Below are 15293 nucleotides of genomic sequence, written 5' to 3'. Positions count from 1 at the left end.
AAGTATCAACGAAACCACTCACCCTGTAAGTGAGACTGTTCCGGGGGGAAGGTCAGGCGATCACCAGCCCGAAGGCCTTCGCAGCCATAAAAGCCGTTGGAATGGCCCTGCCGGGGAGCCATCGGTTTGAACGATTATGGTTCCGAAGTATCTGGCGACAGCGAGCGGGGTCGGATCACATCAGGGCGAGGATGCGCATGAGAGTCTCGACGATGTCCCGGGTCACGTCAAACCAATCCTCCATGATCGGCCCGGTTTGTATGGACAGTCGTTTGTGCGATACATGCAAAAAGAGTAAAAGATGTTTGTGAGCAGGTGAAAAAACAACAAAATATGGTGTAGAATGCATGTGTAAACACGCGACAAGGCATGGAAGCAGGGTCACGACCAGACGGTTTTTGGGTGATTTTTTGTGAAATGGCGCAAGGTTGTTTGGAATTGCCGGGTTTTTTTTCTGCAACTGGAAAATGGCACAACCGGTAATGTTCGTGCTATGGAGGCCGCGCCTATGGACCAGGTTAAGCAAACGATCCTTCATCATGTCTGTACATCATCGGAAAGTTTTGCTGCTGTTGGGGCAACTGCTGCGGGGCTGAGCGATGCGGAGGCGGTCGCGCGGCTTGAAGATCTTGGTCCCAACCGGTTGCCAGCCCCGGTAAAGCACAACCCCGTTTTACGGTTCTGTGCGCATTTTCATAATGTTCTGATTTACGTTCTGATTGGCTCGGCGATCATTACCGCCAGTCTTGGGCATTATATTGATACTGGCGTTATCCTGGCCGTGATTATTGCCAATGCCATTATAGGCTTTGTTCAGGAAGGGCGTGCCGAACAGGCAATGGAGGCTATCCGCCAGATGCTAAGCCCCCATAGTTCGGTGCTGCGCAATAATCGCAGGGTAAGTGTTGACAGTGCCGAGATCGTCCCTGGTGACATTGTTTTGCTTGAAGCTGGCGAGAAGGTGCCCGCCGATTTACGCCTGTTTGAGGTGAGTGGCCTTCGCATTGAAGAGGCTATCATCACGGGTGAGTCGGTGCCGGTGGAAAAAACGACGGCACCGGTAGCCCGGGATGCTGTTTTGGGGGATCGAACCTGTATGGCCTATAGCGGCACGCTGGTTGCCGCCGGGGTCGGGCGGGGCGTTGTTGTTGCAACCGGAAGTGCAACGGAGATTGGCCGTATCAGCGGTATGTTATCCCAGGTCGAGACATTGACAACGCCACTGGTTCGCCAGATGGATGCCTTTGCCCGCTGGCTGACCATTTTCATTTTACTTATTGCCAGCATCCTGCTGGGCTATGGTTATTTTGTCGGCCATGCTGCCTTTGCGGAACTGTTTATGGCGGTCGTCGGTCTCTCGGTTGCGGCCATCCCCGAAGGCTTGCCCGCTGTTCTGACAATCACGCTTGCCATTGGGGTGCAGGCCATGGCCCGGCGCAATGTCATTGTCCGTCGTTTGCCTGCTATTGAAACGCTTGGTTCGGTTTCGGTGATCTGTAGCGATAAAACCGGAACACTTACCCGCAACGAAATGATGGTGGCAACCGTCGTGATCGGCAGCCGGATTTACCGGGTTGAAGGTGCTGGTTATGCGCCGGAAGGAAAGATCCGGCGGGACGGAGCGGAACAGATGATCGGCCTTGAGCCGGTTTTATTCGAGATTGCCCAGGTGGCGGCTTTGTGCAACGACGCGGTGTTACACGCCCGTGAGACGGGCTGGCAGGTTGAGGGTGACCCGATGGAAGGGGCATTACAGGTCCTTGCCGCCAGAATACTGGGTGAGGAAACGCAAGCACTTGCGACATGGACTCGTACCGATACGGTCCCGTTTGATGCCAGCCATCGTTACATGGCTGTGCTGCTTCATGATCATGAAGGACATGCTTGCATCAATATGAAAGGGGCACCTGAACGCATTATTCAGATGTGCAGTGATCAGCGTGCGCCTGACGGCGGGACGCAGCCGCTTGATGTGGAATATTGGCAGGCACAGATTGAAACCATCGCGTCACAGGGCCAACGTGTGCTTGCCTTGGCCACACAGGCCGTACCGCAAGCACATATCATTTTAAATATCGCAGATCTTGATCGTCAAATGACCCTGATCGGTCTTGTCGGTCTGATCGACCCACCCCGGGACGAGGCAATTGCCGCCGTTGCCCAATGCCATGAAGCCGGTATCCGGGTGAAAATGATTACCGGTGATCACGCTGGTACAGCCCGCGCCATAGGTCGGCAGGTGGGATTGAAGAATGTGGAACGGGTTCTGACCGGGGCGGATATGGATGCGATGGATGATGCACACCTTGCCGCAAGCGTTGTCGCGACCGACATTTTCGCCCGTACCAACCCTGCCCACAAGCTGCGTCTGGTGATGGCGCTTCAGGCCCACGGCCTTACCGTGGCAATGACCGGGGACGGGGTGAATGATGCACCGGCGCTAAAACGTGCTGATGCCGGTATCGCCATGGGGCAAAAAGGCAGCGAAGCTGCCAAGGAGGCCGCCGAACTGGTGCTTGCGGACGACAATTTTGCCTCGATTGTTGCGGCGGTACGCGAGGGGCGCACCGTTTATGACAATATCAAAAAAGTCATTAGCTGGACCTTGCCGACCAATGCCGGCGAAGCCCTGACCATTATTATTGCATTGTTTCTTGGCATGGCTTTGCCAGTTACCGCGGTTCAAATACTTTGGGTAAACCTTATTACCGCCATTACGCTTGGCCTGGCACTGGCTTTTGAGCCGACAGAAAAACACACCATGCGACGGCCGCCGCGCCCCCGAAATGCACCAATCCTGACCGGAGAATTGATCTGGCATGTTGTCCTGGTTTCGGTGCTTTTCGTTTTTGCCGTTTTCGGGATTTATGCTCACGGGATCGACAAGGGTTATGCGCCGGAACTGGCCCGGACAATGGCGGTGAATACCCTGGTGGTATTGGAGGTTTTTCACCTGTTTTTTGTGCGCAACATATATGGGACCTCGCTGACCTGGGATGTGATAAAAGGAACGCCGGTGGTATGGAGCACTGTAATGGTTGTGAGTGCGGCACAATTCGCCATTACCTATTTCCCTCCCCTTCAGACGGTTTTCGGGACACAGGCAGTACCGTTTTGGGATGGCCTTCTTATTGTGGCGATCGGTGCGATGTTTTTTGCCCTTGTCGAGGTGGAAAAACAGTTGCGACTGATATTCAGTCGGGCCGGTAAACAATAGGCATAAAGGCAGTGCGCTGTGCTATCAACGCGGCCTGGAACCCCAAAGGGTGAGCCGCCCAAGCCCTTCAGGTGGACCAAAACTGCTAAAGACATCCTTACCCGCGAACGCCGCGCGTTCAGAAAACTCGCTAAAATCGGGGGAAACAGGTCGGATGTGTCAGACTCAAAACACGAGCCGGACTGTATCTTTAGAGCATGTCAGACAGAATGACGCAGAAGTCATTCGTCATTCTGTCTGACTGATTGAACAGTTTAATTTTCGGTTGCACTGTTACGGCTAAATGCGTTGAAAACCGAACTGGCTTTAGGTCTTCGACGCAAAGTTTGCGGTGGGAAAAGAAGCAGAAGATATAAAAACCCAAAAGTTTTTTAACGCACAGAGAGCCTTAATTTTAAAGAAACTGCCTTATGCAGCCTCCTCCCTCTCCGCATCATCCCGCTTGACCGATTTGTGCGTTTCTTCGTTCGCGCCGAGTTTCCAATAGCTGGAAATGTACATTTCGCGTTTGTCTATGGCGCGTTCATTGCGGAAGTGGTGGCGGAGTTTTTGCATGCCGGTGAATTCGCACGCGGCCCAGATTGAGGGTTTGCCTTCGGGCCAGTCGAGGGCGGTGACGACATTGAGCAGGGCGTTGCTGTTCTTGCCGGGATGGGGATTGATGACCCAATGGACGGTGATGTGTTGGGGTTTGCGCAGCGGCTGGATGTCGGCTTCGCTTAGCACCTCGATGATGGCATAGCCACGCGCTGTTTGCGGGAGTTGTTCGAGATTAACCGACATGGCTGGCAGGGCTGTCATGTCGCCAACAATCAGGACCCAGTCGGCCGCGTCATCGACCAGTTTTTTGGGTCCGGGGCCGCCGATGGTGATTTTATCGCCCGGTTGGCAATCAATTGCCCAGCTTGAGGCCGGGCCACCATCTTCATGCAGGACAAAATCGATGTCGATTTCAGTTTCGCGCTGGGCACGTATTGTATAGGTGCGGCGCATGGGTTTTTCCTGGCCCGGATGATCAAACATCAGTTTGACATAGGCGCTGGGTTGGTCATCGGGGAAGGTGTTCATACCGTCACCGCCCAGAGTGAGGCGCAGCATGTTTGGTGTGATGCTGGATTTACGGATCACCTCAAACTGCCGGGGGGCTGGTCTTGCTGGGGTGGGCATTGTGGTCTCCTGTTTGGATATCGGGTTTTCGGTCTGCAGCCAGATTTGCGGTTTATTCCGCCAGATTGGCGCTCATGATGTTGGCAAGGCGGTTAAAATCGGCGATCTCATCGGGGGTGAGGCCGATCGCCATGCGCGAGGCGGCGATTTCTTCGATCTCTTTGATTCGCGTGATCATTTGGTGTCCCGCCGGGGTCAGATGCAGGATGTTGCTGCGTTTGTCACCGGGGTGCGAATGTTTTTCAATGAGCTGGTCGGCCAGCAGATCCTTGATCAGGCGGGTCACCTGGCCTTTGTCGCGTTTGGTGCGTGATGACAGGGCAAGGGGTGTGCAGTTGGCAATGGCATTAATGCCCTTTAATGTTCGGATATGCGAAATGGCAAGCGGAATTTCTGCCTGATGATAGGCCTGCCGCAAGGCACGTTTATAAGCATGCAGCAGGGTATGCAGGGTTTCGCCAATCGTGCTTTCGGGCATGTGAAGGCTCCGTTGTCATTGCGAGGTAGTCATTGGTCCTGGCGGCGTCAATGCCACCGGGGCGGGGCAGAAGGGGCGGCATTATTATGAAATGATGCCAACCTGCCAGGCGCGGTTGCGAATGGCACTGATGCAGGCCGAGATCAGGGCAAAGCCCGCGGCGCTATACATTAGAAGGGCCAGATTAAATTCGGTGCTATAGGATATCAGGATAGCGGCCAATGCCGCCCCGCTGGATTGCCCAAGCAGGCGGGCGGTCGAGAGCAGGCCGCTGGCGGCACCACTACGTTCACGCGGGGCACTGGTGAGCATGATGCGGTTATTGGGCGCTTGAAACAGGGAGAACCCGGCACCGCAGATCATAAGGGCAATAATGACGGTATAATTACCGGCTTCGCTGGGGAACCAGACGGTTGCACCAAGGCCAATGGCAAAAATTGTCATGCCAAGAGCGGTAAACGGGGCCGCAGAATATTTATCGGCAAGTTTGCCTGCCAGAGGTGCCATCAAGGCGGTTGCCACCGGCCACGGCGTAAGCAACATGCCGGTTTTGACCGCACTATAGCCAATGACATCGTGAAAGTAGAAGGGCAGCGAGACAAAGGCGATAAACTGGGCATTAAAGCCGCAGATCGAGGAAATGATCGAGCCTGCAAAGACCGGGCGTTTCAGAAGGTCAATCGGCAAAAGAGGATTAGGGCGCGAGAGCTGGCGACGGGCGAGAAAAATACCGGCGATAATCGCAATGGCAAATTGCCCGGCAATCAGCAGGGTATTATTGCTGGTGCCGATGCTGCCAAGGGCAGAGATCAGAAAGCCGAAGCTAAGGACATTGAGAATGGCACTGCCAATGTCAAAGCGGGTCTGATTGAGTTTGTTGTAAGGCAGGGTGAAATAACCCATGCCAAAGGCGGCAATCGACAATGGCACATTGATCAGAAACAGCCAGTGCCAGCTTGAAATTGCCAGAATGGCCGATGCAATCGATGGCCCAGCGGCTGCCGATATGGCAACGACCATGGCAACATGGCTGATCCCCTTACCCAGTTGATTAATCGGCATGATATGGCGGACAAGGGCCGCGTTAATGCTCATGAGGGCCGCCCCGCCAAGGCCCTGAAGCAAGCGGGCGAATGTCAGGATTTCAATGGTGGGGGAATAGGCGCACAGGATGGAGGCGATGCAAAACACCACCAACCCGGCAAGGTTGATTTTGCGAAAACCGATGGCCTCGCCAAGGGCGGCAAGCGGCAACAGGGCGACCACCACGGCCAATTGATAGGCTGTTACCACCCAGATCGCGTGGGCCGGGCTGACCTGCTGGTCATGGGCGATGGTGGGCAGGGCCACATTCATGATGGCACCATCAAGCACCGCCATCATCACGGCAATCGAGATGGTGAGAAAGGCCAGGGTGCGCTGGGGCTGGGGCAATCCATCTTCATGGATGACCGGCGGTTTTGTCATGCGAAATTTCCTGAAACGGCGCAAAGATGTGGTGCTGCCAGATGTGTTTTCGGGGTGACGCCTAAAAGCAAAGGGCTGTTGCCGGGGTAAACCCCGATCGACATGTCGGGTTTCGTCTTGATACAGAGGGTTGGTGGTGAATGTTGTTGATATAGTCAACTAGTAGGAAAAATGGTTGATAAAGTCAATGATTATAGTTCTTAATTGATGATTTTTGTGAATGTTATTCATTCTCAGTGTGTTGGAGGGGTATTTTGATGTCCGCTGAGGTGAAAACACACAGACACCCCGACATTTATATGCCGGGGTGTGATGCGTTGTGCTGGTCTTGGACCGATATTGGGCCGATATTGGGCCGGAATTAATTGACGAAATCGAATTTGTCGACGTCGAACAGGCCCCGGTCCGTCATTTTTAAATGCGGGATTACGGGCAGAGCCAAAAACGCAACCTGAAGGAACGGTTCGGGCAGCACGCAATCAAGCGATTTGGCGGCATTGCGCAAATGTTCGAGATCGGTTGCGATGGTTTCAAAGGGTTTTTCGCTCATTAATCCGGCAATGGGCAGGGCCAGGTCTGCGGTGATTTTGCCATCCTCGGCCACGGCAAAACCGCCGCCCATTTCGATCAGGCGGTTTACCGCCAGGGCCATGTCATCGTCATCGGCACCGACCACGGTAATGTTGTGGCTGTCATGGCCGACAGACGAGGCGATAGCGCCTTTTTTCAAGCCAAAACCGGTAACAAAACTGCGGCCGATATTACCGTTTTTGCCGTGGCGTTCAATGACGGCAACTTTGATGACGTCGCGTTCAAGGTCCGGCATCAGGCCGTTTTGTGAAACTTCCAGTGTCGCTTCTTCGCGGAAGGTCAGGATCAGGCCGGGTTTAACGCCAATCACCGGGGTTTGGTTCTGGCCCGGTTTGGGCGCACAGATAAAGGCATCCGCCGTTACCGGCTTTGCCTTCATTGACGTCAGCCCCACGGCGGGGACGAGCTCGCGGGCGGCGAATAATTCGGGTGTGACCCGTTTGCCACCGGCGAAAACGTCGCTAACGGTGCACTCTTCCAGGCTATCAAGCAAAACAATATCTGCCCGCCAGCCCGGGCCGATCAAGCCGCGATCCTTAAGGCCGAAAATGCGCGCCGCTGAATGCGATGCCGCCCGATAGACATGGTGCAAAGGCCGCCCCTTGGCGATCAGGCGGCGGATCAGGGCATCAAGATGGCCTTCCTCGGCGATATCAAGCGGGTTACGGTCGTCGGTGCACAGGGCGACGAAGCTTGACGTGTTTTCATCGAGAATTTCGGCCAAGGCGTCCAGATCCTTGGAGACTGAGCCCTCGCGGATCAGGATGGCCATGCCTTTTGCCAGTTTTTCACGGGCTTCGTCGGCAGAAGTGGCTTCGTGATCGGTGCGAATACCGGCCGCCATATAACCGTTAAGGGCCGTGCCGCGCACCAACGGCGCATGACCATCCATATGCCCGTCTTGAAAAGCCAAAAGCTTTGCCATGATTCCGGGGTCCAGATTAAGCACGCCGGGATAATTCATCACCTCGGCCAGACCGACCACTTTGGAGTGGCTGCGAAACGGCAACAGATCATCAATTTCAAGCTGCGCGCCGGATGTTTCAAAGGATGTGGCTGGCACGCAGGACGACAGGTTCACGCGAATATCCATAATCGCGCGTTCGGCACTATCCAGAAAATATTTGATGCCCGGCGCGCCAAGCACATTGGCAATTTCGTGCGGGTCGCACAAAACGGTGGTGACGCCGTGCGGCAACACGCAGCGGTCAAATTCCAGTGGGGTGACCAGCGAGCTTTCGATATGCAAATGGGTGTCGATAAAGCCCGGTGCGGCAAAACGCCCGCTGCCATCAATTTCGATATCCCCGCGGTAAGATGCGTGAGTACCGACAATGCGGTCACCGACAATAGCGATATCGGTAACGGTTACCGCCCCGGTCATGACATCAAGCAAACCAACATTGCGAATAACAATATCCGCCGGGACCTTGCCCTGACCGGCAAGAATGCATTTCGAAAGTTGGGAATGGTCCATTGCACTGTCCTTTGGTTCTTGTGACGGGGACCTGGATTGTCGCACCGCCAAAATGAATTCTGTCTTATATGGGACAGCATTAGACGATCCGCCGCAAGGGGGCGACTATTTTATGTGTTTTATAGCACCGAGGCCCGTCATTTTCTGTCCGCCCGCCGGTATAGTTAATCGCTGGTTTCGATGCGAATTCGGCGCCTTTTAAAATCGGTTTCGCGCGGCAGGCCATGCAAGATGGTGAGGGGCGGCACGGTAACATCCAGCCGGGTGGCCAGCGACGAGAAAGCGTGGTGGAGTTCCCCTTCGCTGATCGGCGCAACTTGCATCGGCCGATACCATTTTGGGGCTGGTCGGGCCTTGCCACCACGACGCGTCGTCTGCGCATCCGAACCGCTTAGCCTTATTGTTCTTTGGAATGACATTAAAGTTTTATCAAACGGTCATAGGGTGCCGGTAAACTCTGCTCACTGCCTGTCCCTGTTCTGGGGCTTCTCGGGTGGTTTTTCGGGGTCTTTATCTTCCCGGTTTTATCTTCTCGGCACACTCTTCAGTTCGTTATTCAAGGATTACAGACATGAATAGCCCAACCGGCATTTCCCGCCGTTCGTTGCTTGGTCTTCTTGCGGGCGCACCATTGCTGCCATTGCTTGAAACATCGGCTTTGACAATGATTGGTGGCACAAGCGCATTCGCCGCCACCAGCAATAATCGCGTTAAATCTGTTGAATTTGTTGGCATGGACGCGCCGATGAGTGACGCAGAACGTGCAACCACCACCGTAAAATCCGGCATTGTTGCAACCTATGAAAATGGTGCAACACAAGCCTTCAAGCTGGCATACAAGCCGCTATTCATTACCGGTGATGAAGTTTCGGATGGCAAGGGTGGAAAGATTGTTGCCGGGGGCTACCGCGACATCAATAACAAACCGATTATTGATCAGTCCTCGCCAGACAAACGCCAGTTCTTTTCAGATTGCCCCGATGGTTACAGCCTGATCAAACTTGATGGCGCCAAAGTGCCGGGTGTTAAGGGCAATACTGTTTTTGCCGTGGTTCAGTTTGAATATACCTCGCGCGCTTTTGATGGCACCGACATGTATGGCAAACTGCCATCGCCGATTGCCGTTCTGACCTTTGACCAGAACCCGAAAACCGGCGAATTGAGCCTGGTTCATTATCATCCGGTCAATACCAGCAAGGTGCATGGCCTGTGGATTACCTGTGCCGCCAGCCTGTCGCCGTGGAACACCCATTTGTCGAGCGAAGAATACGAACCCGATGCCACCACGGCAGCATCGTCCGAAGAATTTCAGGCCTATAGCCAAAGCCTGTATGGCGACCCGAAAAAAGCCAATCCCTATCACTACGGGCACCTGCCTGAAGTGGTGGTAAAGGCTGATGGTTCAGGTGAAATCAAAAAGCATTTCTGCCTTGGCCGTATTTCGCACGAACTGGTACAGGTCATGCCCGACCAGCGCACGACCCTGATGGGCGATGATGCCACCAATAGCGGCTTGTTCATGTTCATCGCCGATAAACCGACCGATCTGTCGTCAGGTAAACTTTACGTTGCCAATGTGGCGCAGCGCGAAGGTGTTGACCTTGATAAAGGCGGCAAGTTTGACCTGAAATGGGTTTTGCTGGGCCATGCAACCAGCGACGAAATCAAGGCCCTGGCCGACAAGCTGACCCACGCCGACATCCTTGATGTTGCCCGTGAAGACCCGAAAGATGAAACCTTCCATAAAATTCGTATCAGTGGCAAGGAAGAATGGGTTCGCATCAAACCGGGTATGGAAAAAGCCGCAGCTTACCTTGAAACGCACCGTTATGCCCCGCTTATGGGCGGAACGCTTGCTTTCACCAAAATGGAAGGCACCACGGTTAACGCCAAGGACAAAATCGGTTATTCGGCCATGTCCTATATCTATAAATCCATGAGCGACGGCAAAAACCCGATCAAGGTTGACCAGATCAAAGCCGGTGCAGTTTACGCCTGGCCGATGACCGGCGGCCAGGTTGATACCGACGGCAACGCAATTGACAGTGACTGGGTGCCGGTTCACATGGCCGCCGTGCCTGAACTGGTGGGCCACGATCTTGCCACCCCCGATGCCATCGGCAACACCGCCGATGTCAACTTCATCGCTAACCCCGACAACATCAAATTCTCCGAAAAAATGCGGACCTTGTTTGTCGGTGAAGACAGCGGCAACCATGTCAATAACTTCCTGTGGGCCTATAACGTCGACACCAAAAAACTGTCGCGTATCCTGTCGTGCCCGGCCGGTGCGGAATCAACCGGTTTGCACGCGGTTGATGACATGAACGGCTTTGCCTACATCATGAGCAACTTCCAGCACCCAGGTGACTGGGAAAAAGGCCTGCATGACAAGGTTAAAGCCGAACTTGCGCCGTTAATTGACGCCAATTACCGCGGCCGTTTTGCCGGTGGCGTTGGCTATATCCACGGTATTCCTGTGGAAGGTTAAGACCTGAATTTAGGATGGCTGGCAAGGCCGGTTTGTGGGGCGTTTTGCCTCTCACAATCGGCTTTGCCAGCCGTTTTTGTTTGTAAGGCCGGTTTCCCGGTTTGTGACCAGCAAGTTTACAGGGTGTTTACGCTCAAACACCCACTCAACAAATATCCCCCCGTCGGTGCTTCCCAATCGACCATTTCGCCGAGGCAATAGGTGCCGGGGCGTTTGACAAGCTGTAAATTGTCGTCCAGTTCTTTCCACGCCACACCGCCAGCGGTGCTAATTGCTTCGTCGAGCGGGCGGGGGCGGGCGATGGGGAGGGGCAGGGATTTTATGGCGCTTGCCAGTTTGGCCGGGTCGTTCAGAACCTCGCGCGGGGTGACTTCAAAGATCAGGGCGATTTTGGTGGCGTCCAGCCCCAGGGCTTTGCGCAAATGGTTGCCCAGCGAATTTTTGCCGCGCGGTTTGGCAAGGCGGGCGGTGACGTCGGCAAGGTCGCGGTCCGGGGTGAGGTCCAGTGTTAGAGTTGCGCTGCCGGTTTGCAGCCAGGTATCGCGCAGTGTGGCGGAAACCGCATAAACGGCACTGCCTTCGATCCCGGTTTTGGCAATAACAAATTCGCCGCGTACGGTTTGACCCTCGCAGGTTAGCGTCACGGCTTTTACCGGGCTACCGGCGCATTTTTCAATTAAATGATCGGTCCAGCGCACGTCAAACCCGCAATTGGCCGGTTTGAACGGGTTGCAGGCAATACCGGCATCAGTCAGGATTTTCATCCATGCGCCGTTTGAGCCCAGCTTTTTCCAGCTACCACCGCCAAGGGCCAATATGGTGATGTCGGCCTTTGTGGTGACGGTGCCATCTGGCGTGCTGAAAACAGCATGGTCATTGACATCCCAGCCGGTCCATTTGTGGCGGTAATGAATGGTGCAGCCAAGATCGGCCAAACGACGCAGCCAGGCGCGCAAAAGCGGGCTGGCTTTCATGACTTTTGGAAAAACCCGGCCGCTGGAGCCGACAAAGGTTTCAACACCCAGCCCTTCGCACCAAGCCCGAATTTCGGCGGGGCCAAATGCGCGCAAATGCGGTCCCAGCCGGGCGCGCGATGTGCCATAGCGTGACAAAAACGTTTCCATGTCTTCACTGTGGGTGATGTTAAGGCCGGATTTACCGGCCATTAAAAACTTGCGCCCGGCACTGGGCATGGCTTCGTAAATTATGATGTTATGCCCGGCACCGGCCAGCCTTTCTGCCGCCATCAACCCGGCAGGACCGGCACCAATAACGATGGCGGTTTTGGCGGTGGTGGGGGCGTTTGTATCGGCTGTGGTGATATGGGGCATTTAACAAGCCTTTGGGCGATGAAGAAACCTTGGGCGGTTATGACGGTTTCGTGCCGGTTTGGCAATTGATCGCACGCAAAGCAGGCCGGGCAATACCACCCTGACGTCATGTAGCCACCTTCCCTGATCGCGCCTGGGTGGGTGGAAACCATTAAATTTGCGCCATAATGCGCCAAACATTGGCAATTCGAGGCTAATTCGTATAACAAAATTCCAGTGCCAGTTCGGCAATTCAATTTGGTATTTTATGGGGCTTGGGGTATTTCCGGCGGGGACTGGCGGAAACAAACGACCCATTAATCAAAAAACATATGCGGAGGAAAAAATGTTCACATCCCGGATCAGCCGTGTTGTCCGTGGGGCCATGGCGGTTGCCACGGTTGCCACCCTGTCAACAGCCCTTGTTGGCATTGCCCATGCAGCGGAAAAAATCAACATCGCCACGCTGGCCTTTGTGTCAAGCGCGCCGTTGTTTATTGCCAAGGAGAAGGGCTATTTCGCCGATGAAGGGCTGGATGCGGAACTGACATTTTTCCGCGCGGCCCAGCCGGTTTCGGTTGCCATTGCATCGGGCGATGCCGATTTTGGCGTTACTGCCTTTACCGGCGGGTTTTTTAACCTGGCAGCCAAAGGGGCACTTAAGGTTATTGGCGCGCAATTGCATGAAGAGCCGGGATATGACGGGTCGGCCATTCTGGTTTCAAACAAGGCCTATGATGCCGGTTTGACCAAGGTTGAACAGCTTGCCGGGCACAGCTTTGCCCTCAGCCAGGTGGGGTCGAGCTTTCATTACATGATTGGCAATGTCGCCGAAAAGGCCGGGTTTGACCTTGCCAGCATGGAATTAAAGCCGCTTCAGGCGGTGCCAAACATGATTGGCGCGTTAAAAACCGGGCAGGTCGACAGCATGATCATTGTGCCCCATATTGCCAAGCCGCTGGCCAATGCCGGTGCCGCGCATATCATTGGCTGGGTGAATGATTATGTGCCTTATCAGGTTGGCGGCTTGTTTACATCGGCGCGCAATGTTGAAGAACGCCGTGATGTGGTGGCGCATTTTGTTGCCGCCTATCAAAAAGGCGTTGCCGATTACCGGGCCGCTTTGCTGGCGACCGATGACAATGGCAAACTGGTGAAGTCTGATACCACCGACGAAATTTTGAAAATCGTTCATAAATATGTCTATGCCGAAGACCCGGAAGAAAAAGCATTTCCGAAAATTCGCAATGGCGCGATGTTTATTACCGAAGATGCCAGACTGGATGTTGCTGACGTAAAAAAGCAGGTCAAATGGTATCAGGACCGGGGCTATGTATCGAAAGATGCCAACCCGGATGATTTCATCGATACCAGCTTTATTCCGCCGCTTGAGGTAAAATAAGGTTGCCTTGGCGTGATTTTAGACCGGTTCGATTATCGGGCCGGTCTATTTATTTTTCATTTTACGATCAGATAAAAGAGGGCCGGTTATGCGGCTGGAAATTTCCGGTGTGAGCCATTGCTACGACCAGGTCGAAGCCTTGCGCGATATAAACCTGACGATTGAGCCGGGCGAAATTGTTGCCCTGATCGGGCCGTCGGGCTGTGGCAAGTCAACCTTGCTGAGCATTATTGGCGGTTTATTACAACCCGGAAAAGGGCAAATTACCGCCAGTGGCCTGGTGCCAGACGGATGTTTGAACCCGCTGACCTATGTGTTTCAGGATTTCGCCTTGTTGCCGTGGCGCAGTGTGGCAGGCAATATCAGCCTGGTGCTGGAAGACCATAAATTAAGCAAGGCCGAACGCACCGCCCGCATTGATGAAGTGTTAGAGCAAACCGGCCTGAGCGATTTTCGCAATGCCTATCCCAAGCAACTTTCCGGCGGGATGAAACAGCGCGTTGGCATTGCCCGTGCCCTTGCGGTGCGCCCGGCTGTTTTGCTGATGGACGAGCCGTTATCTGCCCTTGATGCCCAGATCCGCATTTTGCTGTTAGATGAATTTTCGGCCCTGTTTGCCCGTACCGGCATGACAGCAGTTTATGTGACCCACAATTTGAACGAGGCCGTCCGGCTGGCGCACCGGGTGGTGGCACTGCGCCGTCGCCCCGGCACAATCAAGGAAATTCACACCATTGATGTGCCGATAGACCAGCGCCATGAAGGTGATCCGTTAATGGTGGCGCATGAAACATCGCTTTGGGAACTGATCCGCGATGAAGCCATTGCCGCTGACAAGGAACTTGAAAATGTCGTCTGATCAATTGTCTGCTGCAAAATCCGATATGGAAATGGAAAAACAGCCGGTTCGGTTTCGCGCTGTTGGCTTTAACCCGCGGTCCCATCCGCTTGCGGCGTGGGGCAGTTTCGTGGTGCTGATCATTTTGTGGCAAATCGGGTGCAGTACCGGGTTTATCAGCGAACTTGCCATGCCCAGCCCGGTTGCGGTCAGCAAATCGCTGTGGCAGTTAATTGTCAGTGGTGAATTGTGGGTGCATTTGGCCGCCTCGGGTCAGCGTCTGGCGGTGGGCTGGGTGCTGGGCACGGTGGCCGGGCTTGTGGTTGGGTTTTTGGTGGGTATGTTTTCCTGGGCGCGGTCGCCCGGTGTGGCGCTGGTTTCGGCCCTGTTTCCTATCCCCAAAATTGCGTTATTACCGCTGTTTATCATCTGGTTTGGCATTGGCGAGCCATCCAAATTTGCCACCATTGGTTTTGGGGTGTTTTTCCCCACCGTGATCAATACCTTTGGCGGGGTTGATAATGTGGCGCGCAATTTGATCCGTATGGGGCAAAGTTTTGATCTGTCGACCTGGTCGATTGTGCGCAAAATCATTTTGCCCGGCGCGTTACCTACCATCCTGTCGGGCTTTCGCATTTCATCGTCCATCGCCATTATTTTGCTGGTCGCGGCTGAAATGATCGGGGCGCAATATGGTATTGGCGCGCTGATCCTCTCCGCAGGCAGCTTATACCAGACCGACCAGTTGATTGCCGGTGTGGTGGTGCTGTCGGTATTCGGGCTTACAATATCGTGGCTGTTGGGGCGGTTGGATAAATGGTTGCTGGGCTGGCGGTGACGTGAGCGCCCTTGGCA

At 54.4% G+C, this 15293-nt stretch carries 11 protein-coding genes; 5 read left to right on the top strand and 6 right to left on the bottom strand.

Going from position 1 to position 15293, the window contains the following annotated elements; translation table 11 throughout:
• Window positions 1–508 precede the first annotated feature (508 nt).
• Window positions 509–3217, top strand: coding sequence for a cation-transporting P-type ATPase (locus AAC086_RS12905; RefSeq protein WP_339779108.1), 2709 nt, complete (start codon window positions 509–511; stop codon window positions 3215–3217).
• 408 nt (window positions 3218–3625) lie between these two features.
• On the opposite strand, the gene AAC086_RS12900 is transcribed toward AAC086_RS12905, so the two are convergent.
• The 5 genes from AAC086_RS12900 to AAC086_RS12880 form a co-directional block, all read right to left on the bottom strand.
• Window positions 3626–4384, bottom strand: coding sequence for a siderophore-interacting protein (locus AAC086_RS12900; protein ID WP_339779107.1), 759 nt, complete (start codon window positions 4382–4384; stop codon window positions 3626–3628).
• Window positions 4385–4436: 52 nt separating this feature from the next.
• Complete coding sequence (locus AAC086_RS12895) at window positions 4437–4862, bottom strand: MarR family winged helix-turn-helix transcriptional regulator (protein ID WP_339779106.1); 426 nt, start codon at window positions 4860–4862, stop codon at window positions 4437–4439.
• Between the two features lie 84 nt (window positions 4863–4946).
• Window positions 4947–6329 (bottom strand): MFS transporter, encoded by a 1383-nt coding sequence (locus tag AAC086_RS12890; RefSeq protein WP_339779103.1) that lies wholly within the window; start codon window positions 6327–6329, stop codon window positions 4947–4949.
• A 361-nt stretch (window positions 6330–6690) separates the two neighbouring features.
• Window positions 6691–8397: an adenine deaminase gene (gene ade / locus AAC086_RS12885; RefSeq protein ID WP_339779102.1), complete on the bottom strand. Its 1707-nt coding sequence runs from the start codon at window positions 8395–8397 to the stop codon at window positions 6691–6693.
• Between the two features lie 164 nt (window positions 8398–8561).
• On the bottom strand, window positions 8562–8720 hold the full coding sequence (locus AAC086_RS12880) for a hypothetical protein (RefSeq protein ID WP_339779101.1): 159 nt from the start codon (window positions 8718–8720) through the stop codon (window positions 8562–8564).
• A 248-nt stretch (window positions 8721–8968) separates the two neighbouring features.
• Here AAC086_RS12880 and AAC086_RS12875 point away from each other — a divergent pair, with 248 nt between their 5' ends.
• A complete protein-coding gene (locus AAC086_RS12875; protein ID WP_339779099.1) occupies window positions 8969–10888 on the top strand; it encodes an alkaline phosphatase PhoX in 1920 nt (639 codons plus the stop codon).
• A 116-nt stretch (window positions 10889–11004) separates the two neighbouring features.
• Here AAC086_RS12875 and AAC086_RS12870 read toward each other — a convergent pair whose 3' ends face one another.
• Window positions 11005–12219: a TIGR03862 family flavoprotein gene (locus tag AAC086_RS12870; protein WP_339779098.1), complete on the bottom strand. Its 1215-nt coding sequence runs from the start codon at window positions 12217–12219 to the stop codon at window positions 11005–11007.
• Window positions 12220–12544: 325 nt separating this feature from the next.
• Between AAC086_RS12870 and AAC086_RS12865 the strand changes: the two genes are divergently transcribed.
• The 3 genes from AAC086_RS12865 (at window position 12545) to AAC086_RS12855 (ending at window position 15276) form a co-directional block, all read left to right on the top strand.
• On the top strand, window positions 12545–13600 hold the full coding sequence (locus AAC086_RS12865) for an ABC transporter substrate-binding protein (RefSeq protein WP_339779096.1): 1056 nt from the start codon (window positions 12545–12547) through the stop codon (window positions 13598–13600).
• Window positions 13601–13688: 88 nt separating this feature from the next.
• Window positions 13689–14459: an ABC transporter ATP-binding protein gene (locus tag AAC086_RS12860; RefSeq protein WP_339779095.1), complete on the top strand. Its 771-nt coding sequence runs from the start codon at window positions 13689–13691 to the stop codon at window positions 14457–14459.
• Complete coding sequence (locus AAC086_RS12855; RefSeq protein ID WP_339779094.1) at window positions 14449–15276, top strand: ABC transporter permease; 828 nt, start codon at window positions 14449–14451, stop codon at window positions 15274–15276. The genes AAC086_RS12860 and AAC086_RS12855 overlap by 11 nt, the downstream gene beginning before the upstream one ends.
• The last annotated feature ends 17 nt before the right edge of the window (window positions 15277–15293 follow it).

Origin of the sequence: uncultured Thalassospira sp. (genome assembly GCF_963976115.1) — a bacterium.
In the GTDB taxonomy this organism is placed as follows: domain Bacteria; phylum Pseudomonadota; class Alphaproteobacteria; order Rhodospirillales; family Thalassospiraceae; genus Thalassospira.
This window is presented reverse-complemented; position numbering and strand designations above follow the sequence as displayed.